We start from the raw sequence: 23,609 nt of genomic DNA, 5'->3' as shown, positions 1-23,609 counted from the left end.
CACGCCGCCGTGGCGGTCGACCGCGCCCTCGCCCGCGTTGTAGCCGGCTGCCGCGAGGGTCAGGTTGCCATTGAAGCGTTTCAGCAACCATGCCAGATACTGCACGCCGCCGCGGATGTTCTGCCCGGCGTCGTAGGAATCACTGACGCCGAAGCGGGCGGCAGTCGGTGGCATCAGCTGCATCAGGCCCTGCGCACCGGCACGGCTGAGCGCGGTCGGGTTGTAGGCGGATTCGGCGTGGATGATCGCGCGCACTACGGCCTCCTCAACACCGAACTCGCGCGCGGCCGAGGTGATCTCGCTCTGGAACGCCGTGGTGTTCAGGCGCACCGTGCCGAAGTCCACGCGCGGATTGACCCCGCAGGCGTAGCAGCGCTCCATGAAGCTGTAGCGGATGGTCCGCACCGGGCCCAGGTTGGCCACCTGGGTCGGCCGCGCACTGGTGTAGTGGCGCACGCCATCCTTCATGAAGGAATAGACCTGGCCGCTGACCATCCGCCCACCGCGCGAGGCGGTTGCGGCCGTGGGCACGGAAGCGGGTGCAGGTGCAGGTGCGGGTGCGGGTGCAGCCACTGCGGGCGTCGCAGCACTGGCCGCGACGGCAACCGGATTGCGCTCGATGCTGGCCACGGTGGTGGCTGGCGCGGGTTTCGGCGCGGTCACCACAGGGCGCGGCGCCGGGCGGGTATCGCGGCTGTAGCTGATGCTGCTGCAGACGGCGCCGGCCACGCGCTTGCTCACATAACTGGTGACGCCGTCGGCGCCCTGGCACTTGTACAGGGTTCCGGCGCTGGCCGGCGCAGCGGTCAGCGCAGCGATGATGATCGCCGTTGTCCCCAGTATCCCCTTCATGGCGGCGAGTGTCCCAGCTTCGCCGGGGCTTGCCAAGCGACGTGGCTCAGGCTGTGACCGGCGGCACAGCCAGCAGCTGGCCCAGGCCCGCCAGGCGCTGTGCCAGTTCGTCGCGCAGCTCCGGAGGCGTGGTCCACAGCGCTACCGGCACGCGGTCCAGGCTGAGGATCTGCGCCAGCATCATGCCGCGGCTCTCGGCCCCCATCCGCAGCAGGCAATGGTCGGTGCCATCGGCCTCCAGTACCCCGCACCACGGCGGAATCCGGCCTTCCAGCTCGGAATGGCTGCCGGCCAGGCGCAGGATGGCCTGCAGCGCGAACGGCGCCTGGCTGACGGCCTGCCGCACCATCACATCCGGCGGCGCCGGGGTGCGCCGATGCAGGCCCGGCTCGGTGCATTCGCGCACCGCGCCCATCCGGTCCACGCGCAGGGTTCGCCAGTCCTGGCGGCCCAGATCCCAGGCCAGCAGGTACCAGCGGCGGCCATAGTTGACCAGATGCTGGGCGTCGACCTCACGCTGGGTGACTGCGTCCTGCGCACTGCGGTACTCGAAGGCCAGCCGCGAGGCCTGCCGGCAGTGCTGGGCCAGCCGTCCGAGCAGGCGCGCATCGGTGGCCGGCAGGTCCGACAGCGTGGCGGTGGCGGCATGCACTTCGCCGGCCTGCTGGCGGCGACGGGTTGGCACCAGCGGATCGAGCTTGGACAACAGGCCGCGTGCGGTGTCGTCAATGCCGGCGACAGTGGCCGAGGCCGCGCGCAGGGCGATGGCCAGGGTGGTTGCTTCCTCTTCGTCCAGCAGCATCGGCAGTACCGGCGCACCGGCCCCCAGCTGGTAGCCACCGCCGACCCCGGCCGAGGCCTGCACCGGGTAGCCCAGTTCGCGCAGGCGCTCGATGTCGCGGCGGATGCTGCGCCGGTCCACGCCCATGCGTTCGGCCAATTCGGCCCCCGACCACTGGCGGCGGGCCTGCAGCAGGGCGATCAGGCGCAGCAGTCGATGGGCGGTATGGCGCATGAAGGAACGAGGACAGAAGTCGTCCGCAATAGTGCCCCAGGATGGCCTCCAGTTCACCACCCACCGCAAGGAGCAATGCCATGACCTCACGCCAGATCACCCTGTACCACGCCGCCCGTTCACGCTCGAGCGGCGCCGTGGCCCTGCTCGAAGCGCTGGGTGCCGACTACCGCATGCAGGTGCTGGACCTGAAGGCCGGCGCCAACCTGGCCCCGGCCTACCTGGCCATCAACCCGATGGGCAAGGTGCCGGCCATCGTCCACAACGGTGCGCTGGTGACCGAACAGGTGGCGATCTACCTGTACCTGGCCGACCTGTACCCGGAAGCGGGGCTGGCACCGCCGATCGGTGACGCCCTGCGCGGGCCCTACCTGCGCTGGATGGCCTTCTACGGTGCCTGCTTCGAGCCGGCGATGATCGACAAGGCGATGCACCGCGAGCCGCCGCCGCGCCTGATGTCGCCGTACAACGACGCCGAGACCGTGCTGCAGGTGATCGAGGCCCAGCTGGCGCAGGGACCGTACCTGCTGGGCGAGACGATGAGCGCCGCCGACGTGCTGTGGGGCAATGCGCTGGCCTGGACCAGTGCCTTCGGCCTGGTGCAGCCGGCACCGGCAACGGCCGCCTACATCGAACGGATCAGCGCGATGACGGCGTTCGACCGCTCGCGGCAGATCGACGCGGAGCTGGCGGCGGCGTAATCGCGTCGCGCCCCCGCCGGGGCCGACCAGCCACCGGCGGACGGCGGGAGGGCCGGGATGCGGGTAGAATTGCCCGCTTTCCCGCCACCCGAATGGATTAAGCGCCATGACCGGGACGCCAGACGTCTTTCCGCCCGCCCCCGGCGGTACCCCGCTCGTTGCCCTGCCCGCCGGTCCGCGCAAGCCCGACCAGGTGAAAGGCAAGCTGTACATCAAGACCCACGGTTGCCAGATGAACGAGTACGACTCGGCCAAGATGGCCGACGTGCTTGCCGCCAGCGATGGCCTGGAACTGACCGACAGTCCCGATGACGCCGACGTCATCCTGGTCAACACCTGTTCCATCCGCGAGAAGGCGCAGGAAAAGGTGTTCAGCCAGCTGGGCGTGTGGAAGGGCCTGAAGAACAAGGGCCGTGAAGTGATCATCGGCGTGGGCGGCTGCGTCGCCTCGCAGGAAGGCGAGGCGATCATCAAGCGCGCGCCGTTCGTGGACCTGGTGTTCGGTCCGCAGACCCTGCACCGCCTGCCGGAACTGATCCGCGCCCGCCGCGAGCAGAAGCGCCCGCAGGTGGACATCAGCTTCCCCGAGATCGAGAAGTTCGACCGCCTGCCGGAACCGCGCGCCGAGGGCGCCTCGGCCTTCGTGTCGATCATGGAAGGTTGTTCCAAGTACTGCTCGTTCTGCGTGGTGCCCTACACCCGCGGCACCGAAGTCAGCCGTCCATTCGAGGACGTGGTGGTTGAAGTGGCACAGCTGGCCGCGCAGGGCGTGCGCGAGATCAACCTGCTCGGGCAGAACGTCAACGCGTACCGCGGCCCGTATGGCGATGGCGAATTCGCCGACCTCGGCCTGCTGATCCGCACCATCGCCGAGATCGACGGCGTCGGCCGCATCCGCTTCACCACCTCGCACCCGCTGGAGTTCAGCGATTCGCTGATCGACGCGTTCCGCGACGTGCCGCAGCTGGCCAACTTCCTGCACCTGCCGGTGCAGGCCGGCAGCGACCGCGTGCTGTCAGCGATGAAGCGCGGCTACACCGCGCTGGAATTCAAGTCGAAGATCCGCAAGCTGCGCGCGGTGCGCCCGGATATCTCGATCAGTTCGGACTTCATCGTCGGCTTCCCCGGCGAGACCGATGCCGATTTCGAGAAGACCATGAAGCTGATCGAGGACATCGGCTTCGATCACAGCTTCTCCTTCATCTATTCGCGCCGACCGGGAACGCCGGCCGCGGACCTGGAGGACACGATCAGCGATGCGGAGAAGCACGCGCGCCTGTCGCGCCTGCAGGATCGCATCAATGCGCACGCCGCCGGCATCTCCGAGAAGATGGTTGGCACCGTGCAGACCGTGCTGGTGGAAGGCCCGTCGCGCAAGAACCCGAACGAGTTGACCGGCAAGACCGAGAACATGCGTTCGGTGAACTTCCCGGCACCGGCGCGCCTGATCGGCCAGTTCGTGGACGTGGTGATCACCGAAGCGCTGACCAATTCGCTGCGCGCGCGGGTGGTGGCGGAATAAGGCGTGCCGGCCAACGGTCGGCACCTACCGGCATTGATGCCGGCCAGCGGCCGGCACTACCGGATGGCATGCTTCAATCCAGGCGCTTGCGGAAGCGCAGGATCGCCAGCGTCATCATCACCACGATGAAGGCCAGCAGCGCCAGCGCGTCGTGCCACAGCTCCCACAGCGAGGCGCCGCGCAGCATGATGCCGCGCACCAGTCGCAGGAAGTGGGTCAGCGGCAGCACTTCGGCCAGCCACTGCACCGGCCGTGGCATGCCGGCGAACGGGAACATGAAGCCGGACAGCAGGATCGACGGCAGGAACAGGAACAGCGTCATCTGCATCGCCTGGAACTGCGAGCGCGCGCGCGTGGAGATCAACAGGCCCAGCGCCAGGTTGGCCAGCACCAGCAGCACCGCGGCCAGGTAGATGTCCAGCAGGCTGCCGCGGATCGGCACCTGGAACAGCCAGGTGCCCAGCACCAGCAACAGCGTGGTCTGCAGCAGGCCGATGGCCGCATAGGGCAGCACCTTGCCCACCATCAGTTCGCTGCGCGATACCGGCGTGGCGATCAGCAGCTCCATGTTGCCGCGCTCGCGTTCGCGCACCACCGCCACTGCCGTGAACATCACCAGGGTCATGGTCAGGATCACCCCGATCAAGCCGGGGACGATATTCACCGCAGAGCGCCGCTGCGGGTTGTAGAAGCTGGTCACGCTGACCTGGCCGCTGGCAATGCTGCCTTCGCGCAGCGGCCGCGTGTTGCTGGTCGGGCGCGTATCCAACGGCACCTGCGCCAGCTGGATCGCCGCACTCTGCACCACGGTGTCGCTGCCATCGACCAGCACCTGCACCGCTTCGCGCCCATCGAAACGACGGCGCTCGAAATCGGCCGGCACCACGATGCCGACGCTGATCTCGCCGCGGCGCAGCGCCTGCATCAGCTGATCCGGGCTGTAGGCTTCGCTGCGCGGGGTGATCACACCGGTGGCGACCATGTCCTGCACCAGCGCGCGCGAGGCCGCGCTGTTCGCCTGGTCGGCAACACCCGCATCAAGATGGCGCAGGTTGAGGTTGATCGCATAGCCGAACAGCAGCAACTGCATCACCGGAATGCCGACGATCATCGCCAGCGTGATGCGGTCGCGGCGCAGCTGGCGCAGCTCCTTGAGCATGATCGCCCACAGCCGGCGCAGGTTCATGCCGCCGGCTCCCGGCCACGACCGCGGGTGGCGGCGACGAACACGTCTTCCAGGTTCGGCGCCACTGCCTCGATATGCGCCTGTGGATCGGCACCGGCCAAGGCGCGCTGCAGCGCCGACATGTCGGCCGCGTCTTCACTGCACAGTACGCGCAGCTGCGTGCCGATCTGCGCCACGCTCAGAACGCCGGGCAGTTCGGCCAGCGCGCGGCTGGCCTGGCGTGGCTGCGAAGAGGTGACCTGCAGCGTGCGCCCCTGCAACCGCGCACAGAGTTCGGCCGGCGTGCCATCGGCCACCAGCGCGCCGCGATCAAGGATCGCCAGACGGTGGCAGCGCTCGGCTTCATCCATGTAGTGGGTCGACACCAGCACGGTGGTACCGGCGTCGGCCAGTTCGAACAAGGCCTCCCAGAAATCGCGGCGCGATTCCGGGTCGACCGCGCTGGTCGGCTCGTCCAGGAACAGCAGTTCGGGCGCGTGCACCACGGCACCGGCCAGGGCCAGGCGCTGCTTCTGCCCGCCGCTGAGCGTGCCGGCCAACTGCGGCTGCCGGTCCTGCAGCCGATACTGCTGCAACAGTGCATCGACGCGCTGCCGGGCCTGCGCGCGCGGCAGGTCCTGGATCGCGGCAAGGAACTCCAGGTTCTCGCGCACCGACAGGTCTTCGTACAGCGAAAAGCGCTGGGTCATGTAGCCGATGCGGCGGCGCAGCGCCTCGGCCTGTTCCGGCACCGACAGGCCCAGCACCTCGATCTGCCCGGCACTCGGCTCCAGCAGGCCGCACAGCATGCGGATCGTGGTCGACTTGCCCGAGCCGTTCGGGCCGAGGAAGCCGTAGACCTGGCCGCGAGGCACGGTCAGGTCGACATTGTCCACGGCCAGCAGATCGCCGAAGCGCCGGGTCAGGCCCTGCGCATGCACGGCAATGTCGTCGCCGGTGTTCAGAAGCTCACCCGCACCGGCAATCCGGCCGGCAGTTTCTGCATGTCGGTCGCCTCGTCCACTTCGATCTCGGCCAGGTAGCTCAGCCGCGCGACGTCATCGCCGGTCAACGCGTAGTACGGCGTAAATGAAGGCTCGCTGCGGATCGAGCGCACATGCCCTTTCAACGCAGCGGCGTGCCCTTCCAGATGCACCTGCGCGGCCTGCCCGACCTTGACCTGCAACCGTAGTGGCTGTGGCAGGTAGACGCGCGCATAGGGGCGCTCGCCGACCAGCATCACCGCCAGTGGTGCGCCGATCGGCGCCTGGTCGCCCTGCCGATAGGGCAAGGCGTCGACCACGCCATCGCGGGGGGCGCGCAGCTGCAGCTTCTGCAGGTTGACGCCCTGCACCACCTGCTGCGCCTGCGCAGCGTCCGCCGCCGCCTGGCCCTGGGCGATATCCTGCGCGCGGCTGCCGTGCACCAGTTCCAGCCAGGACTGCTCGGCGGCACGCACGCTGGCTTCAGCGTTGCCGGCGGCGGCCCGTGCGCGGTCCAGCTCGGCCGCGGCGATCAGGCGCTGGCGTGCCAGCGGCTGCACCCGCCGGTAGTAGGCACTGGCTTCCACCGACTCCGCGCGTAGCGCGGCCAGCTGTGCCTGGGCCTGCGCGATCTGCTCCTGCCGTGGGCCGATCTTCAGTTCTTCCAGCTGCGCCTGCGCGCGCGCGGTGTCGGCCTGTGCGGCGGCGAACTGGGCGTCACCGCGGGCCGGGTCCAACTGCATCAGCACGGTGCCGGCCTTGACCTGCTGGCCTTCGCGCACCTCCACCGCTGCAATCACTTCGGCCGCCGGTGCCGGCACGGTGACCCGGTCCCATTCCAGCGTTCCCAGCGCAGTCGGTGGCGCCTGGCCACAGCCTGCCAGCAGGGCCAGGCCCACCAGTCCGAACCCACGCATGCCGTTGCCCATGACCATCCCCTCCAGCGACGGCGCTACGGTGCCATCAGCCCCGTGCACCCGCGATGATGCCGATCCTCCCTGGCGGTTTTTTCACCACGCCCTGACAGGCCTTGTGCCGTCAGGGTCTGGTCCACCTATCCACAGGTTGATTCGGCATCATTCCACAGCGGGTGTGGAAAAGCGGCAGGAGGATGGCCGGATTGCTCGCCTGGCAATGGAACGTGCGCCGGCGGCAGGATGGATCGCGCGGTGGGGTGATCACCAAAACGCTGAGCACCCCGCTGCGCGCCCGTTGTGGTGGCCTGATTGCCCAGATCGGATCCCGCTGGAACGCCGATCCCACCAGCACGGGAAGCCACAGCGGATGTGGAAAAGCTGCGACGTCAGAGCGGAGAGCCTGCGGCCAGAGGCCGGTCACGCCATCCATAGGCATCCTTCAGGAAACCACTGACCTCGTTGTTCTGGTAGACGACAACGCTACGATCACCTTTGCCGCAGTGCATTTCATCGCCAGCTTCCGCGCCTGCTGCAATTTTCCCGCACACCAGCACGCGCTCGGGACGTCCTCGCCGGTCGAAGTGAAACACCCTGTAACCTTTGCCCGACCCTTGGAGCACGCGCGCATCGAATCCGTCTGCAGCGATGGTGTCTTCCGGCATCGGTACGTCAGGATTCACCCCGCCATTGATGACCTGCACCAGGCGTCCAGCCTTATCGTAATCCTCCTGGCGATAGACCGGCCCGGAATCGCTGGCCCAGGCCCGCCGACGCAGTGCGTGGGAATCTGCATCAAACACTTCGTGAACCCGCATCTTCTCCGCAACGCGATGACTACGGATCCGGGGATAGGTCGACAGTTGCGAGAACCCATTCATTCCCACCTCGGCGGGAATGGTGACGTTGACGAAGTCGTACCGCAGGTCTGCACCCTTCACGCCCAGCCGGGTGACGGCATCCTGATAGAGAGGCTGCGCATCGGCCGGCAACAGATCCCCTTCGATGCTGTTGATCGCGTAAACCCCCAGTTGCTGATCCATCCGGGCCATCGCATAGGTCTCATATCCGTAGACGCTCCGCTCGGACGGCCTTATGTACTCCGCAACGCCGGTCCACCCGGACGTACCCCTGACCGATGCCATGACATTCCGCCCCATCGATGGCGACGGCGGCGTTGATCTGACGGAGGCATACATCCGGCCATCATCGTCGAGCAGATATCGTTGCACCAGGGCGTTGCCTTGATCCATCTGATCACAGGTCAATCCCTCTCCACCTTGACGCAGACTGGCCGGAGTTGGCTGCGCCGACCATGTCGGGCGACTGTGCTTGTCATACTTCATGCAGTTCAATGTCTGGCTGAACAACATGCCATCCGGTCCACGCCCGTGCTTGCGGATCTCGACGAGGCGTTCCTGGTCGTCGTAGAGATAATCACGCGCTTCGGCGAGCACGAAGTCCTTGGATATCGTCCGGAGAAGTCCGGCAGCCGCTGTTCTCGCTGAAGGATCAATCTCGACGGCGGCAGGAGGGGACAAAGGCACTTCGCGGGACACCAAGCCGCCCGTTTCCGAATTCCAGCTACCAGATTTCCGGCTCTGCCACAGCTCCTCGCGGCAGACACGTTCACCGGCCCCGTCTTCCGACTGGACGTACACAATGCTCCCACCCAGCAGGGAGAAGGGAAGCGTGCGTGACGCCGAATTCGAACGACTGAGCCTGATCTGCGGAAGCGAGAGGCGACCATCGGCCATGGGCGATGCTTCTCTCAGCTCCGTTGCATAGTCATCGATCAGAGGGGACGTCAGAACGCTGATGTACTCCATCTTCCAAGGGGAAACCCAGGGATCGTTTGCCACCTTATCCCCACAGGCCCAGGCCGAGGGGCTGAGCACGGCACACGCCAGCATTACGCCCCCTGCCCGCCGCCCCGCCACTGACCACCCCCGCTTCTGCGGAGGTCTCGTACCCATCGACTTCATATGACTGCCTCCTGGCATGCATCCTGTACGTAAAGCCCATTACTCGTCATTCGCCCGGCAAACCGAGCTTCGTGGTACCAAAGCCATACTTCGTTTCCATCAGCTTCTTCACCGGGCCCATTCCCTCCACGCTCATCTTGCCGTCCGGCGTGCCGCAGCGTGTACCGACCTGCGTCCTGGCGTACTGCAGCTCGGCTTCACGGCTGCGCTTGGGCCGAGGATCGGGCTCCCACCAGGGGAAATGGGCGTAGGGCTTGTTGGTCGAGACTTCGTAGCGCCAGCACACGAACGACAGGGTCTCTCTACCGGCAGCGTCGTAGTCGTACACGCGGTAAGAGCTGTAGCCGTTGGTGAGGGGCGTGAGCTTCAATACGCCCTTGTCGGCGTAGGCGCGCAGGTTCTCGGTGTAGGCGTCACCAGGGACAGGGCCGGACAGGATCACGCGCGTGAGCTTGCCATTTGCGTCGTAGTTTTCCTGCCGATTCAGATCCAGCGTGCGCCACTGGCGTTCCCGAGGGTGCTTTGCGCCCGGAGCAAAAATCTCGAAGATGCGCTGTCCCGTGCGGTGGAAATACTCACGAACACGCGTATATGCGGTTACGCTGTCAAATTGCCCCTTCAGCACATCTGGCGACACACGCTCTCCAGGGAAGGTGTAGTTCAACTCCCTACCTTCATCCCGACTGCGTTGCTCAAAGACGGGCGTCGCGTCGGATGACGCGATGGCAAAGGATTCACTCTGTATACCAGTAAGCCCTCGCTTATCGCTCATCTGAAACGATGCACCAACGCGGCGGTGGACGTTGCCATCATTGAAGTAAAAATCTCCTTGCGCGTACCAGGCACCATCCGTGGCCTCGGCTCCAAAACCGACATCTTCTTGCCCCGCGCCCTCCCCAGGCTTGCGCGTAGCCATCTTGGTTATATCCGAAGCCAAGAATCCATCAGCTCGATAGGCGAAATACCTAGTAACCTTCTTTACAGGCCCATCGCGAAGCTGCGAACACTGAAAGCCCGGACTACCTGAAACATCCGTCTCAGAGCTTTCATTTGCCACTTCAATTCTGCCTTCCTTATCATAGAGCGCACAAAAAATTGTGCTACCACGCGCATTCGCATCAATCTTTCGACTGGATACAAGTAGACCAGACGGATCATAGTGAATGGTGCGAACTTGCCGAAGTTCGAAGTACGGGAGAATCCGCTGGATTGCAGGAAGCGAGCTCGCATCATCGCTACTCACCTTTTGCACTCTTCGCTTCCACTCCTCCACCCGGCAGAGCCTCGGCCCTTGAGGGCCCGGCTCTAGATAGAAGATCGTTCCACCTTCGGAACTGAAAGGCTTGTTCTCCAGTCTTGTGACCTCCGGATAGACGCCAATGCGGATGAATGGTGCGACCTCGTTCGCTCGACTCAGACTTATGTGGAATCGATCAATGGGTTCCGGACTGAAGCGGATCTCTACATTTCTATCCGGCGACGCACTCAGGTCGCCATTCATCGGCGCACAGTCAGCAAAGGCGGCGCTTGCGCAGGATACTGCACCGAAAAAGGCCATGACTCTAGGGACAGTAAATCTATTCAAACCTGCTCTCCATGTCCTTCGTCGACACTTTGTCTCGCCAGCATCGTACCTCCTCGCAGGTCAGTCCCGAGGGGCAGCGCTGCGATGATCTCGTTAGGCATTGTTGCGGCGGGGTCATCCATGCCGTTGCCCCACAAAAGCGGCATCGCCACCCAAAAGCCTCTGACGCGTGATTCGCCCGCCTTCAGCGCCTCCACAGCTTTTCCCACATTGTGCCGTCCCACCGCGCTGGTCACATAGTCGTTCACGACACTATGTTCCTGCATGAATTCTGGCTGCAGGTCAGGTGGTTGTGCATACAACATGCGCTTGACATGTCCCTTGTCACTCAGACCCGCAGACGAAAACCCTCCGAATACGGCATCGTACCGCCGAAACGAATCGCGAGGGACGTTGGTAAAAACGCGCTCGTACGTGGTCGCGTTGGAATCCGCTCGCACCCTAATCCCCTTCCACGTAGCGGGACTCGCCGGGTTCTCGATCCTGATACTGGGGCTCTGAATATCGAACCAAGGCAGATACAATGCCGCAGATTCAACAGCGCTGTAGGGCTTGTCCTTCTTTTCCGGCAACGGTTGGATTTCCTCCCCCAGGAACTTCCTCCAAAGCTTCATCCGTAGATCCCGCGCAAACTTCCGGGTTATCACCTGCACGCCATTGCCCAGGTCCATCGACTTGGCCGCACCATCCACAATCACTGCGGCGATCTCGGTGTCACCCGTGCCCAGCAGGCTGCGGTCGTTGCAGTTCGCACTTCCAATGATGGCCACGGCGTCGTCCACGATCATCAGCTTGGAGTGTACGTAACACTGCTCGGTCACCACGTACAAGGGGGTGGCCTGGTCGGCGCCGATCGTATGCGGTGCGTAGTGGTTCTTGTGGTTGATGTCGGCCAGGACCCCATAACTTCGCAGGTTCATTACCGACAGGTATTCCTTCCAGCGCCCGGCCTTCACCTCTGCCTGCAGGTCGGCCTCTTCCACGCTCGCCTCGCGGATGTCCTTGTCGCGCGCGATCAGCGAACGGCAGATGCGCCGGATCAGGCTGTCGTCGCCACGCAACAGGGTCTGCTGCACCCAGTACTGCTGCTTCAGCACGGCACCATCGAACAGGCTGCCTTCCGGATGCACGGGCAAGGTGATGTACACATGGAAGCCCTGTCCGGCCACGATGGCGCGGCGGATGCGCGCAGCGATGGCCGCCACCAGCGGGTTGCTGGCCGCTGACTTCACGCCCTGCTTGCGCTTCACCAGGTCCTGCACAACGCCGGTTTTCCCGATGGGCCCACTCATGGCCACGCCCTTGTCGACGTAGCCGGCCTTCTTTTTTTCGGCTTTGGTCATGGGCCGCCGCTCGCCGCCCTTGATTGCCGTCTCCACCGTCCTGCCGGCTTCAGCGTCGGACCATCCGCATTCGGAAATCAGGAACTGGGTCTCGAGGTAGACAAAGGCGCGCGCCGAGGCGATGCAGTTGACCATCGCATCGAGGATCGAATGCATCGGCTGGTTGCGCTCCCAGTACGGCTGCAGGCAACTGGCATCGTCCAGATTCAGGCCGAGTTCCTTGCAGCCCTTCTTCTCCAGCGCATGCAATGCCGTACCCGAGGAACGCACGATCTGTACGGTGACGTCGCCGGCCGTGCCCGGCCGGGCCAGGTCACCGAACAACGCCTGCATGCCGCCCATCGACTGCAGCCATTGATCGCTCAACGGCGTCAGTTCCATGCCACGTGCCAGCGTGGTCTGCTCCGGCAGGCCGGCGCCTGTCCAGTCGTTGGCACCGCGGATGCCACGGTTCAGAACCTTGCGCACCGCCGTGCCGATTTCACGGTCGCCGCGCTGGTTCTGCCAGACCATGGCGTTCCAGCGGTGCATGAAGTTGCGGCAGATGTCGAACACCGCCGGTCCCTGCAGGCGCGCGTGCACGTCCTGCCACGGCATGCGCGGCTGGCGGCCGCTGTCGAGCAGACGCTGGATGCGATCCACCGGCTCGTTGATCCACTTCACCAGCGATTCCCACGCCTGTTTGGCCTTGTTGAACTTGTTCTCGATCTCGGCATATTTGGCCTTGGCGTCCGTGACCAGCGAGTCAGGATCACGCACGTATCCCACGACCGTGGTGGCCGTCTTGATCGGGCCCAGAATGGCGTCCTTGATCGCGATCTTGCGCTCATCGACCCACTCGCCGAACTTCTTCGCCTGGATCTTCGTGAAGCCTTCCACTGCACGCCCTGCAGCGGCGGCGGCCTCGCCGACGTTCAGCTTGACCGCCTCGTCGGCGGCCCGGTTGGAAGCGGCGATGACGTCGGCGTATTCCTTTTCGATCTCGGTCAACCACCCTTGAATGGCCAGGAAGGTCTTGGCGACCGAACGCTGTGCCTTCACCGCTTCTTCCATGCCCGGAATGACCATCTCGGCAAGCTTGCGGATGCCTTCGCGTTCCAGCGCTTCCGGCACACCCAGCTTGTCCGCATAGTCCTGCAGTTCGGCCAGTGCGGCGCCGGCATCCCACTGCGCCTTCATCCGGTCCAGCGCGATGGCCAGGCCCGGCACGTATGCCTGGGCAAAGCCGGGGCGGACACGGCCGACCGCGTCCGGGCTGGTATCGGGCTTGTCCAGGGTCAGGTCCTGCTCAGCCCTCGTCATGCCCCGGAATTTGCTCAGGCAGTTGTTGTAGTGGTCATTGAGCACATGCAGCGTCGGGTCGCAGACCACGTCGAAGTTGCCGTCGTCCCAGCGCCCGTGGGCGATGTCCAGGCCGCCGACGAAGCCGATCTTCCCGTCCACCACCAGGATCTTCTGGTGGTGCGAAAAGGCGATGTTGAAGGCATCGGTGCGGCCGGTGGCCGGGTTGTGCAGGCCGACCTGCACCTGCCCCGGCGTGTTGGCATCCTGCATCTTGTACAGGGCCGTGCGCGCCTCGTTTTCGTGGGTGTAGGCCGCCGCCTCGACACTGTCGTAGAGGAGCACCCGCACATCCACGCCGCGCTGGTTGATGGCGTCGAACAGCAGTTCGCTCAGTCGGCTGGCGTGGGCACCGCCACGGCTGTCCAGCTCGGTGTCGAAGTTCATCTGCCAGTCGGCGATGAAGATGAACTTCTGCGCGCCGCGGATGGCATCGGCCATCGCCTTCATCGCCGAGCGGCCATCGGTGTAGGCGTCAACCTTGTTGCCGCGCCGCACCGGCGCGAACTGGCGGTCCGGTGGCGCGTAGTAGTCACCGCTGCTGGTGCCCTTCTGCCCGTCCAGGCAGGTCAATGCGGTATGCGGGACGCTGCCCAGCTTGGTGCCGTCTGCCATCACTGGATCTCCTTGCGCTGGGCCGGGTCGGCGTCGATATGCGACTGGAACTCGTACTCGGCACGCTGCCGGTAGGCATACAGCGCCGCATCATCGGGAAGGTCGGCCAGGGTTTTGCCATAGTTGATCGCTTCAAGCGTGTCCATGGTGGCGCGCACGCCTGGCGAGCTGCTGTAGGGGCGCGGACGCTGCAGGGGAATCACGTCGATGCCATGCACCAGGAACAGCCGCCCCGGGAACCGGCCGGCATCGTTCCAGATCTTCGCGCACAGGGCGTCGTCCAGGCTGACGTCGCCCTGCTCGTCGGCCTGCCCTTCGGCAACGGTCTCGGCCCAGTTGCCCGGTACCAGCGCGCCATCACGCATGTCCTCGTCCAGCGCCCTGCGGGTACGCACGATCTTCCAGGGCTGGCCTGCCAGCGGATGCCCCTGAGGCCCAGGAATGTCCTGCAAGCGGAAGGCCAGCTTCGGAATCTGCTCGCTGAGGGTGCTGGTTGGCATGTCCGGGAGCGCGTAGCTGAGCTGCGCGGGCCCGACGAAGGACTTCTGCCCGGCATGCACGGTGATGGTGCCGGGACAGTTCACCACCAGGTTGCCGCCCTCCAGGGTGAGGCTGGCACCACCGGCGGTGGCGATATGCAGGGTGCGCGGCGCGGCCAGTTCCACGGCCGCCTGGGCGCTGGCCGCACGCAGGGAGGCACGCGATTGCACGTTGATCTCCGCGGACTGGGCGCGGACGTCCAGCGCCGCCTGCCCTGCCACGACGCTCAATGCAGCCTCGCCGGCAAAGGTCCGGCCACTGGCCGCGAGCACGCCCACGGCCTGCATCGCGTGCAGGCGCGCGCTACCGGCCACGCTGGCATCGCTGTGCTGGCCACTGGCCAGCACCACATGCCGGGCACTGCTCCACTGCAGCGCCTGCCCGGCCACCATGGCCAGGCCGGCGTGGCCGTGCAGCCCGAGCATGGGCTCTTCTGTATGCGGCACGGCGCCGCCGGTGGGCCGACCCTCACCACCTGCGCGGGCCTGTGCGTAGTCCTGCCCGGGCACGCTGGCGCGCGCGACCCGCTGCAGGCCCGCCAGGCCCGCGCTGTCCTCCGGCGGAGCGTGGCTGGCCATGCCGACCGCCCGGTGGGTGGTCGCCATCGCGTGCCAGGACCCGGCCAGGGTTGACGCCTGCTGCAGCAGCGCACTGGCGGCAACGGCCTCACCGGCCGGCGAAGCGGGGGCGCGGGGGTGCGCGATCAGCCATGCGCCACGCTCGGCGCGCAGTGCGCCCCAGGCATCGGTACGCAGTTCCGCGCCCTCGCCGCGCAGGGACCCGCGATGGTTGTCGGCCTGGTGCCGCAGGTGGCCAAGATTCAGTTCGCTGATGGCATGGCTGCTGGCCAGCTGCAGGCGCAGCTGCGCATCGGAGTCGTCGAATACCAGGCGGTTGTAGCCGGTTCCGGACCACTCCCGTGACTGGATGCCCCACAAGGCACCGGCATGCCGGTGCTGGTCTTCACCGGGCGCCATCGCATGCCAGGCAGGGGCGTGGCCGCCGGCCGCATTGCCCTGCGCACTCGGACACCTGTCGACGGCCTGGCCGAACAGGCCTGCGTCGCTACCGGCTGCAGCCGCACCGGCAGGCGTGGGAGCAGCGCCGGCATCACCACGGCCGTTGTACAGCGCGCCCAGCACCAGCGGCCGGTCGATGTCGCCCTCAAGGAAGCCGACCAGCACCTCCTGGCCTACGCGCGGCAGGAACTGCGAACCCACGCCTGGCCCGGCGTAGCGCTGCGCCACCCGCATCCAGCACGTTGCCTCGGCGTCGGTGGCCCCCTGCAGATGCAGGCGCACCCGGACCCGGCCCTGGCTGTCGGCATGCAGATCGGCGTCACTCCGGCCATCGCCGGCGATGACCCGGGCGGTCTGGTAGCCCGGTGCAAGCGGCCGCGGGTTGATGCGCTCCCCCGTTCCGTCCTGCAGTACCGGGCGCCATGGCTGCCGCTGGTCGACGGCCCGGAACCGGTTGGCGTAGCCCAACGCCGAGGACGCCTCGAGCGGGGCTCCCGGCAGCCCTGCGCTGGCCGCGAGCCAGGGCGCAGGTGGCTCGGCCCGCCGCTGCCCGCGCCCCTGCGTGATCGGCGGCGGGTTGCACCCGTGGTGCAGTACTTCGGTTGGCAGGAGGGTCGGGGCGGCGGCGGTTCCGGCCGCCAGCACGCGGATGAAGCGGCCCGCCTGCAGGCTTCGAACGCTGCCGGTGCCCAGCCAACCGGCCAGGCCCGCCTCGTGCGCTTCGGCTACCCGGCGCGCCCGGCGCTGCCCATCGGCCGCCTGGGCGAAGGCATGCGCGCCCACCGGGTCGTAGATCTCGCGCGGACTCTGGCCGCCCGCCTGCAACGGCAACTGGACATGGCGGAGCACCGGCCCCCGGTAATCGCTGGTGACCAGCGACAACCGGTTGCTGCCCAGCAGGCGACGTGCGCCCAGCTGCTGCAGCGTGTCCGCCGCTTCGGTACCGTCATTGCGATGGAAGCGGATGCCGCCATCGCGGGCGGACTGAGGGTTCTCCGGCTGCGCTCGACTGTCGGAAAACAGCACGAGGGTCAGCCGCCCGCCGCTGTCGCTCTCGAATGCGCCGGCAATTCCCTCTTCGGCCAGCAGGCGCTGCACGAAGGCCAGGTCCGGCTCGCGATACTGCACGCAGTAGCTGCGCGCCGGCGCCTCGGCCAGAGCGGCCATGGCGTCCTCGCTCCAACGCCAGCAGGCCAACTCACCATGCCCGCCCAGCACGTCCTCGACGATGTCGCGCACGGTGCGTTCCTGGTACACGCGGCTGTGCCGCGCATGCCCCAGCAGCCAGGTCCATGGGACACAGTGCAGGCGATAGCGCGCCAGGCCGCCCTCGCTGTCCAGCCGATGGGCAGCGGCAACATACCCGCAGCGCAGATGGTCCTGGCCATCGTCCAGGCGGGTGACCAGCGCCGCCTCGCGACCCGGCCATTCACCGAACGCGAGGCCCGCGTCCGGATGCAGCACATCCACCCAGTAATCGAATCCACCAGCCAGGCATTCATGGCCCCACCATTGTTCGACGAACAAAGGGGGCAGGCCATCGGCCCGCAGGCGGTGCAGTTGATGGTCCGGCTCCAGCCCGACCAGCGAAGCAAGCGCGGCATGCGCGAGTGAAGCATCCATGTCATTTCCTGTGCCGGGCGCTCCTGCCCTGGCGATGGCCTACCTGCCACTTCCGCGTTGCTACGGGCCGGGCAGCGCGCTGCGCCGATCCTCGCGGAAGACCCTGTTCCCTTGGGGCTCCGGGCTGATAGTCATCCGCGACCCGGCCGCCGTCAAGTTTCCGGCGCGCGCCCCCCCTCTCCGCCGGTCATGACGTTTTTTTCACCATCGGCTCATGGAGCCTGTGGCACAAGGGACGAAGGTGTCTATCCACAGCTTTCTTCCAGCCCGGTCCACACGCCATGTGGAAAACGCCCGGCGCTGGCCGTGTGACCCTGCCGCGCGCTACCCTTGCTGCCTGAATCCACTGTGGTGCAAGGCTTCCGCCCTACCCGATCAATGAAAAGCATCGAGCATCGAGACTTCACCCTGTCGCCGGAAGACAACGAGCGGCTGGCCAACCTATGCGGTCCGTTTGATGGGCATCTGCGACAGATCGAGCTGAAGCTCGGCGTGGAGATCGCCAACCGCGGCTTCGTGTTCCGCATCAGCGGACCGGAAGAGGCCATCGTCGAAGCACAGAAGCTGGTCGAGGCGCTGTACGCCGAGGCCGGCGAGACCACCTTCGACAACCATGCCATCCATCTGCGCCTGGCCCAGGCCAACGTCGAGCAGATCGCCGAGCGCTCCTACGAAGCGCAGGACGTGGCAATCAAGGTCAAGCGCGGCACGGTGCGCGGACGCGGTGCCAACCAGGGCCGCTACCTGCACCAGATCGCCACCCACGACATCAACTTCGGCATCGGCCCGGCCGGTACCGGCAAGACCTTCCTGGCCGTGGCCAGCGCGGTCGAAGCGCTGAATGAATCGCGCGTGCAGCGGCTGATCCTGGTGCGCCCGGCGGTGGAGGCCGGCGAGAAGCTGGGCTTCCTGCCCGGCGACCTGAGCCAGAAGGTCGATCCCTACCTGCGACCGCTGTACGACGCCCTGTATGAAATGATGGGCGTGGAGAAGGTGGTCAAGCTGCTGGAGAAGAACGTCATCGAGATCGCGCCGCTGGCCTACATGCGCGGCCGCACGCTCAACGATGCGTTCGTGATCCTGGACGAAGCGCAGAACACCACCATCGAGCAGATGAAGATGTTCCTGACCCGTCTCGGCTTCGGTTCCACCGCGGTGGTGACCGGCGACCTGACCCAGACCGACCTGCCCAAGCACGTCCGCTCCGGCCTGCGTGACGCCATCGATGTGCTGCGGGGGGTCGAGGGCGTCAGTTTCACCTTCTTCGAATCCCGCGACGTGGTCCGCCACCCGCTGGTCGCGCGCATCGTCAGCGCCTACGACCGCCGCGACCTGCATCAGATCCAGCCTGGAGCAACTCCATGACCCGTGGTCCCGTGCGACTGGACGTCGCCGTCAGTTACGCCCTGCCGCGCACCGGCCTGCCGGCGGCGGTCAGCTTCCGCAAGTGGGTGGCTGCCGCACTGAAGGGCCGCATCCGCGAGGCCGACCTGGCCATCCGCGTGGTCGACGCCAAGGAGGGGCAATCGCTGAACCGCCACTACCGCGGCAAGGACTACGCCACCAACGTGCTCAGCTTCCCGGCCGAAATGCCCGAAGGCCTGCCCAAGGGCGTCAAGTTCCCGTTGCTCGGCGACCTGGTGATCTGCGCACCGGTAGTGGCCCGCGAGGCCGATGAACAGGGCAAGGCGCTCAATGCCCACTACGCGCACCTGACCGTGCACGGCGTGCTGCACCTGCTCGGCTGGGACCACGAGGACGACAAGGAAGCCGAGGCGATGGAACAGCTGGAGCGCGAGATCCTGGCCGAGCTCGGCATCGCCGATCCGTACGCCGGCGAGCGCTGAGCAGGCCGGGCGGCCATCCCCCGGGTCCATAGAGAAAACACGAGGAACAAGGATGATCCAGCAAGGCAGCTTCATCACGCTACTGATCGTGGGCGGCCTCTTCGCCGCCCTGCTGGTGCTGGGCGTGCGCACCGTCCGGCGCATCGCTACCACCGATCCCACCGGGCAGCACTGGCTGCTGCGCAGCCTGGCGCTGCTGTCGCCCCTCTGCCTGGTGGCAGGGCTGGCGATCGGCATGATCGGGCCGTACCTCAACGACCGGGTGCAGCCCGCACACGGCCCCGGCCTGCTGACGATCTCGATGCTGCTGATGCTGGCGGGTGCGCTGGCGCTGCCCGTGCTGTGGCGGATGATGCTGCAACGGCGCCTGGGCCGGCCCGCCAATGGGCTGCCGTTCTTCCATGCCTCGCGCACCTCGCTGCTGGTGCTGTACGTACTCGCCGCGGTCTACATGATGCTGATCCGGAATGCCGGGCCGAACCCGGTGCCCTGGCTGATGGACGCTGGGCTGGTGCCGACCGTGGCCTGGGCCATCGCGGGGCTGCTCCACCTCGCGATGCTGTCGGTGCTGATCACCCTGCCGCTGATGTTGCTGCGTGCAGTGATGATCGGAGTCGCCCGCCGTATCACCCGGCCGTTCACCCGTTCCTCGGGGCTATGATGGCGCCCCACCGCCTGCGGATACCGCCCGTGTCACTGCGCTGCTGCCTGATCCTGCTGGGTGCCCTTGCCGCTCCGCCTGCCTTCGCCTCCAGCCTGGACCTGCCGGCGTTGATCGAGTGCCGGCAGCGCGTGGCCGATCTCGGTGCGCTGGCGCCGCTGTTGGCCGACCCGCTGAAGGCCGTGGCCCTGGGCCTGCAGCCGTTGCCGCAGGGCAACCAGTTCATGAGCGAGTACCGGCTGGCCCAGCCGATCACCGTCTTCGGCGTGGCCACCGAGCGGGTGGCGGTGGCCGGCGCCAGCATCATGGCGGTCCTTGACCAGGCCGACCCACGGCCGCTGGCCAAGCGGCTGGGGCTGGAAACCGGCTACGACCAGGACGGCAAGTTCATGGCCGGCCGCGAACTGGTCAGCCGTGATGTGACCGACCCGAAGACCGGTGAGGCCCAGATCGAGTCGATCATCCTCAGCGTCTCCACCGTGGCCTCCCATCCCGGCAAGACCCTGGCCGGCTGCACCTACAGCCTGGACCTGCCCGAGGAAGAAGCCCCCGCGCGGCCTGAACTGGCCCCGCCGCCGATCACCGGGCCCGGCAGCGACGGTCACTGACAGGCCGTCACATCCTGCTAGACTGGGGCCAACGCCCGGCCTGCCGGGTGCCTTTTTTCCAGAGATGTCAGAAGACGACAGTAGTAGCTCCCCTGCGGAGCACAGTGAAAAGAAGCGCGGCTGGCTTGAACGCCTGACGTCCGCCTTCTCCGGCGAACCCCACACCCGCGACGAGCTGGTCGCGGTCCTGCACACCGCGCAGGAAGAGGGGCTGATCGCCGCCGACACCCTGAAGATGATGGAAGGCGCCATTTCGGTGGCCGAGCTGACCGTGGGCGACGTGATGATCTCGCGCTCGCAGATGGTCTCGCTGCCGGTCGAAGCGCCCTTCCTGGAACTGATGAAGCAGGTGGTCGAATCCGGCCATTCGCGCTTCCCGGTTCATGGCGAGAACAAGGACGACATCCTGGGCATCCTGCTGGCCAAGGACCTGCTGCGCGGCGTGGTGGCCGACAACGGCCCGGCCAACGTGCGCGAGCTGCTGCGCCCGGCGGTGCTGATTCCGGAAGCGAAGAAGCTCAACGTGCTGTTGAAGGAATTCCGCCTGTCGCGCAACCACATGGCCATCGTGGTCGACGAGTACGGCGGTGTCGCCGGCCTGGTCACCATCGAGGACGTGCTGGAGCAGATCGTCGGCGAGATCGACGACGAGCATGACGAGGCCGAGGATCCGTCGGCGCAGATCGCCATCCAGTCCGACGGCCAGTACGTGGTCGATGCGCTGACTCCGATCGGCGACTTCAACGAGCGCTTTGGTGCCACCTTCTCCGACGAGGACTACGACACCATCGGTGGCCTGGTCACCGAGGCCGTGGGCCACCTGCCGGAAGTCGGTGACGAGCTGGCGCTGGATCGTTTCATGTTCCGCGTGGCCCGCGCCGATGCGCGTCGGGTGCAGGCCTTCCACGTGACCGTGCTGCCGCCGGACGCGCAGGACGACGCTTGAAGCGCGGTGCCCCCAACCTGGCACTGCGCCTGACGGTGTGGCTGGCACTGTGCGTGCTGGCCATGGTCCTGCCGCTGGCCGCCTCCGCGCAGCCGGCGGCAACCACACCCGCACCTGCTGCACCCGTTGCCAGCGCCGAGGCTCCTGCCCCGCGCATCGGCGTGGTGACCATGCAGCCGGGCACGGTGTTCTTCGAGCGCTTCGGCCACGACGCCATCGTCGTGATCGATCCGGCCAGCGGCGAAGCGACCTCGTACAACTTCGGCTACTTCGATCCGTCCGAAGATGATTTCATCAGCCGCTTCGTGCGCGGCGACATGATGTATTACCTGGTGGCGCTGCCGCTGCAGCAGGACCTGTCGTACTACGACGAGACCGGCCGTGGCGCCAGCGTGCAGTGGCTGGACCTGCGCCCGGACCAGGCGCGAGCGCTGGCCGCCGACCTGGCCGAGCGGGCCAAGCCGGAAAACGCGCGCTACCACTACGATTACTACACCGCCAACTGCGCCACGATGGTGCGCGATACCGTGGACAAGGCGCTGGGCGGCGGACTGCAATCGCAGCTGTCGGGGCGCTCGCGCGGCAACACCTATCGCAGTGAATCGGTGCGCCTGGCCTCGCCGGCAGCGTGGATGTGGCTGGGCTTCGACGTCGGCCTCGGCCCGTTCGCCGACCAGCCGCTGTCGCGCTGGCAGGAAGCGTTCGTACCCATGCGTCTGGCCGATGCGCTGCGCCAGGCACGCAACAGCGATGGACGACCGCTGGTGCAGTCCGAACAGGAACTGTTGCCGCACCGCATCGACCCGGAACCGAAGGAATTCGCGCGCCGCTGGTGGCCGTGGCTGCTGTGCGGCCTGGTGATCGCCGCCGGCGTGCTGGCGCTACGCAGCCGCCCGCGGCTGCTGGCCGGGCTGGCCCTGCCGTTCTGGCTGCTGTGTACCATCGCCGGCAGCCTGCTGGTGTTCCTGTGGGGCTTCAGCACCCACTACGCCGCCTGGGCCAACCGTAACCTGCTGCTGCTTTCGCCGCTGGCGGTGCTGCTGCTGCCGGGCGCGATCGCCGTGCTGCGCCGGCGCGTGCCGGGCCGCATGTTCAGGATCGTGCTGTGGCTGCTGGCGGTACAGGCCGTGGCCGCGCTGGTACTGCACTGGCTGAGCCTGCAGGCGCAGTACAACGTGCAGTGGATCGTGCTGCTGCTGCCGGTGCACGTCGCCCTGGCGTGGGTGCTGGGGCGTCGTCCTCACTTGTCCGAAACACGCCCCTGACGCACGATGGCGGGCATGTCATTGCCCGCCTCCGCTTCCGCACCTGCCTCGGCCAACCCCGCCTGCGTCATCAACTGCGTCCACTACGATGACGAGGGCAAACGCCACGACATCAGCCTGGACGCCATCAGCGATGTCATTGCCAGTGGCAACGGCTTCGTCTGGGTGGGCCTGTACGATCCCAACGACGATGTCCTGCTGAAACTGCAGGAGGAATTCTGCCTGCACGACCTGGCCATCGAGGATGCGCGCAACGCGCACCAGCGGCCCAAGGTCGAGACTTACGGCAATTCGCTGTTCGTGGTGGTGACCACCGCGCAGATGGTCGATGAGCGCATCCAGTATGGCGAAACGCATGCCTTCCTCGGCCCGCGCTTCCTGGTGACGGTGCGCCATGGTGCATCGCTGTCCTACGCGCCGGTTCGCGCGCGCGTCGAGCGCGAGCCGCAACTGCTGAAGATGGGCCCGTCGTATTGCCTGTACGCGGTGACCGACTTCGTGGTCGACAACTACCTGCCGATCGTGCATCGCTTCCGCGACACCCTGGACCTGCTGGAAAAGGACATCTTCGCTGACAACTACAAGCGCAGCACCGTGGTGCGGCTGTACGAGCTCAAGCGCGAACTGAACAAGATGCGGATGGCGGTGGCGCCGCTGCAGGACGTGCTGGCGCAGCTGCGCCGCTACCAGGGCGATCTGATCCCCGACGAAGTGAAGCTGTACGTGCGCGACGTACACGACCACGCCGTGCGCATCAGCGATGTGATCGACACCCTGCGCGAAATGCTGGGCACCGCGCTGAGCGTGAACCTGTCGCTGGTGACGCTGGCGCAGGGCGAGACGGTCAAGCGCCTCGGTGCCTGGGCCGCCCTGCTGGCCGCGCCGACGCTGATCACCAGCTGGTACGGCATGAACTTCAGCCACATGCCGGAGCTGAGTGAACCGTGGTCCTACCCGCTGATGATCGTCGGCGTGGGCGGCGTGTGCGTGGGGTTGTACCGGTTGTTCAAACGCGCCAAGTGGCTGTAGAGCGTATCGACCAACGGTCGATACCCACCAAACCGGTAGGCCACGACCGT

19 protein-coding genes are annotated in these 23,609 nt (G+C 66.5%); 10 read left to right on the top strand and 9 right to left on the bottom strand.

Annotated features, from left to right (window positions below; translation table 11 throughout):
- Positions 1 to 852 (bottom strand): lytic transglycosylase domain-containing protein (locus N7590_RS17495; RefSeq protein ID WP_279935761.1); only part of this gene is annotated, 852 nt, incomplete at its 3' end.
- Between the two features lie 46 nt (positions 853 to 898).
- A complete protein-coding gene (locus tag N7590_RS17490) occupies positions 899 to 1,867 on the bottom strand; it encodes a YafY family protein (protein WP_049456550.1) in 969 nt (322 codons plus the stop codon).
- An 80-nt stretch (positions 1,868 to 1,947) separates the two neighbouring features.
- Here N7590_RS17490 and N7590_RS17485 point away from each other — a divergent pair, with 80 nt between their 5' ends.
- Together N7590_RS17485 and miaB are read left to right on the top strand one after the other, a co-directional pair.
- Entirely contained in the window at positions 1,948 to 2,568 is a 621-nt protein-coding gene (locus N7590_RS17485; RefSeq protein WP_008264796.1) for a glutathione S-transferase family protein, read from the top strand.
- A gap of 106 nt (positions 2,569 to 2,674) precedes the next feature.
- On the top strand, positions 2,675 to 4,090 hold the full coding sequence (gene miaB / locus N7590_RS17480) for a tRNA (N6-isopentenyl adenosine(37)-C2)-methylthiotransferase MiaB (protein ID WP_053449280.1): 1,416 nt from the start codon (positions 2,675 to 2,677) through the stop codon (positions 4,088 to 4,090).
- A 73-nt stretch (positions 4,091 to 4,163) separates the two neighbouring features.
- Here miaB and N7590_RS17475 read toward each other — a convergent pair whose 3' ends face one another.
- The 6 genes from N7590_RS17475 to N7590_RS17450 form a co-directional block, all read right to left on the bottom strand.
- The gene (locus N7590_RS17475) at positions 4,164 to 5,276 is read right to left on the bottom strand and encodes an ABC transporter permease (protein WP_279935760.1); all 1,113 of its coding nucleotides are present in this window, start codon (positions 5,274 to 5,276) and stop codon (positions 4,164 to 4,166) included.
- Complete coding sequence (locus N7590_RS17470) at positions 5,273 to 6,196, bottom strand: ABC transporter ATP-binding protein (RefSeq protein ID WP_164241057.1); 924 nt, start codon at positions 6,194 to 6,196, stop codon at positions 5,273 to 5,275. Before N7590_RS17470 ends, N7590_RS17475 begins: the two co-directional genes overlap by 4 nt.
- 20 nt (positions 6,197 to 6,216) lie before the next feature.
- A complete protein-coding gene (locus N7590_RS17465) occupies positions 6,217 to 7,173 on the bottom strand; it encodes an HlyD family efflux transporter periplasmic adaptor subunit (protein WP_164241056.1) in 957 nt (318 codons plus the stop codon).
- A 368-nt stretch (positions 7,174 to 7,541) separates the two neighbouring features.
- Positions 7,542 to 8,909 carry a hypothetical protein gene (locus N7590_RS17460; RefSeq protein ID WP_164241055.1) on the bottom strand — a complete coding sequence of 456 codons (1,368 nt, stop codon included), beginning with the start codon at positions 8,907 to 8,909 and terminating at the stop codon, positions 7,542 to 7,544.
- A gap of 274 nt (positions 8,910 to 9,183) precedes the next feature.
- A complete protein-coding gene (locus N7590_RS17455) occupies positions 9,184 to 10,638 on the bottom strand; it encodes a hypothetical protein (RefSeq protein WP_164241054.1) in 1,455 nt (484 codons plus the stop codon).
- Between the two features lie 80 nt (positions 10,639 to 10,718).
- Positions 10,719 to 13,703, bottom strand: coding sequence for a phospholipase D-like domain-containing protein (locus tag N7590_RS17450; protein WP_279935759.1), 2,985 nt, complete (start codon positions 13,701 to 13,703; stop codon positions 10,719 to 10,721).
- A 13-nt stretch (positions 13,704 to 13,716) separates the two neighbouring features.
- Here N7590_RS17450 and N7590_RS17445 point away from each other — a divergent pair, with 13 nt between their 5' ends.
- Positions 13,717 to 13,878 carry a hypothetical protein gene (locus tag N7590_RS17445; RefSeq protein WP_279935758.1) on the top strand — a complete coding sequence of 54 codons (162 nt, stop codon included), beginning with the start codon at positions 13,717 to 13,719 and terminating at the stop codon, positions 13,876 to 13,878.
- Positions 13,879 to 14,020: 142 nt separating this feature from the next.
- Here the strand turns inward: N7590_RS17445 and N7590_RS17440 are convergent, their stop codons facing one another.
- Positions 14,021 to 17,203, bottom strand: a complete 3,183-nt coding sequence (locus N7590_RS17440; RefSeq protein WP_080375968.1) for a type VI secretion system Vgr family protein — start codon at positions 17,201 to 17,203, stop codon at positions 14,021 to 14,023.
- Between the two features lie 378 nt (positions 17,204 to 17,581).
- Between N7590_RS17440 and N7590_RS17435 the strand changes: the two genes are divergently transcribed.
- From N7590_RS17435 to N7590_RS17405, 7 genes are all read left to right on the top strand, one after another.
- Positions 17,582 to 18,568: a PhoH family protein gene (locus tag N7590_RS17435; protein ID WP_006429312.1), complete on the top strand. Its 987-nt coding sequence runs from the start codon at positions 17,582 to 17,584 to the stop codon at positions 18,566 to 18,568.
- Entirely contained in the window at positions 18,565 to 19,050 is a 486-nt protein-coding gene (gene ybeY, locus N7590_RS17430) for an rRNA maturation RNase YbeY (RefSeq protein WP_053449273.1), read from the top strand. Before N7590_RS17435 ends, ybeY begins: the two co-directional genes overlap by 4 nt.
- A gap of 52 nt (positions 19,051 to 19,102) precedes the next feature.
- Complete coding sequence (locus N7590_RS17425; RefSeq protein ID WP_164241051.1) at positions 19,103 to 19,711, top strand: hypothetical protein; 609 nt, start codon at positions 19,103 to 19,105, stop codon at positions 19,709 to 19,711.
- Positions 19,711 to 20,319, top strand: coding sequence for a hypothetical protein (locus N7590_RS17420; protein WP_080374995.1), 609 nt, complete (start codon positions 19,711 to 19,713; stop codon positions 20,317 to 20,319). Before N7590_RS17425 ends, N7590_RS17420 begins: the two co-directional genes overlap by 1 nt.
- Before the next feature lie 64 nt (positions 20,320 to 20,383).
- Positions 20,384 to 21,265, top strand: coding sequence for a transporter associated domain-containing protein (locus N7590_RS17415; RefSeq protein WP_005408827.1), 882 nt, complete (start codon positions 20,384 to 20,386; stop codon positions 21,263 to 21,265).
- A gap of 62 nt (positions 21,266 to 21,327) precedes the next feature.
- The gene (locus tag N7590_RS17410) at positions 21,328 to 22,530 is read left to right on the top strand and encodes a DUF4105 domain-containing protein (RefSeq protein WP_053509881.1); all 1,203 of its coding nucleotides are present in this window, start codon (positions 21,328 to 21,330) and stop codon (positions 22,528 to 22,530) included.
- Between the two features lie 6 nt (positions 22,531 to 22,536).
- Positions 22,537 to 23,559: a magnesium and cobalt transport protein CorA gene (locus N7590_RS17405; RefSeq protein WP_014036582.1), complete on the top strand. Its 1,023-nt coding sequence runs from the start codon at positions 22,537 to 22,539 to the stop codon at positions 23,557 to 23,559.
- Positions 23,560 to 23,609: the final 50 nt, after the last annotated feature.

The sequence above is a fragment of the Stenotrophomonas sp. GD04024 genome (assembly GCF_029837545.1).
Classification (GTDB): Bacteria; Pseudomonadota; Gammaproteobacteria; order Xanthomonadales; family Xanthomonadaceae; genus Stenotrophomonas; species Stenotrophomonas forensis.
This window is presented reverse-complemented; position numbering and strand designations above follow the sequence as displayed.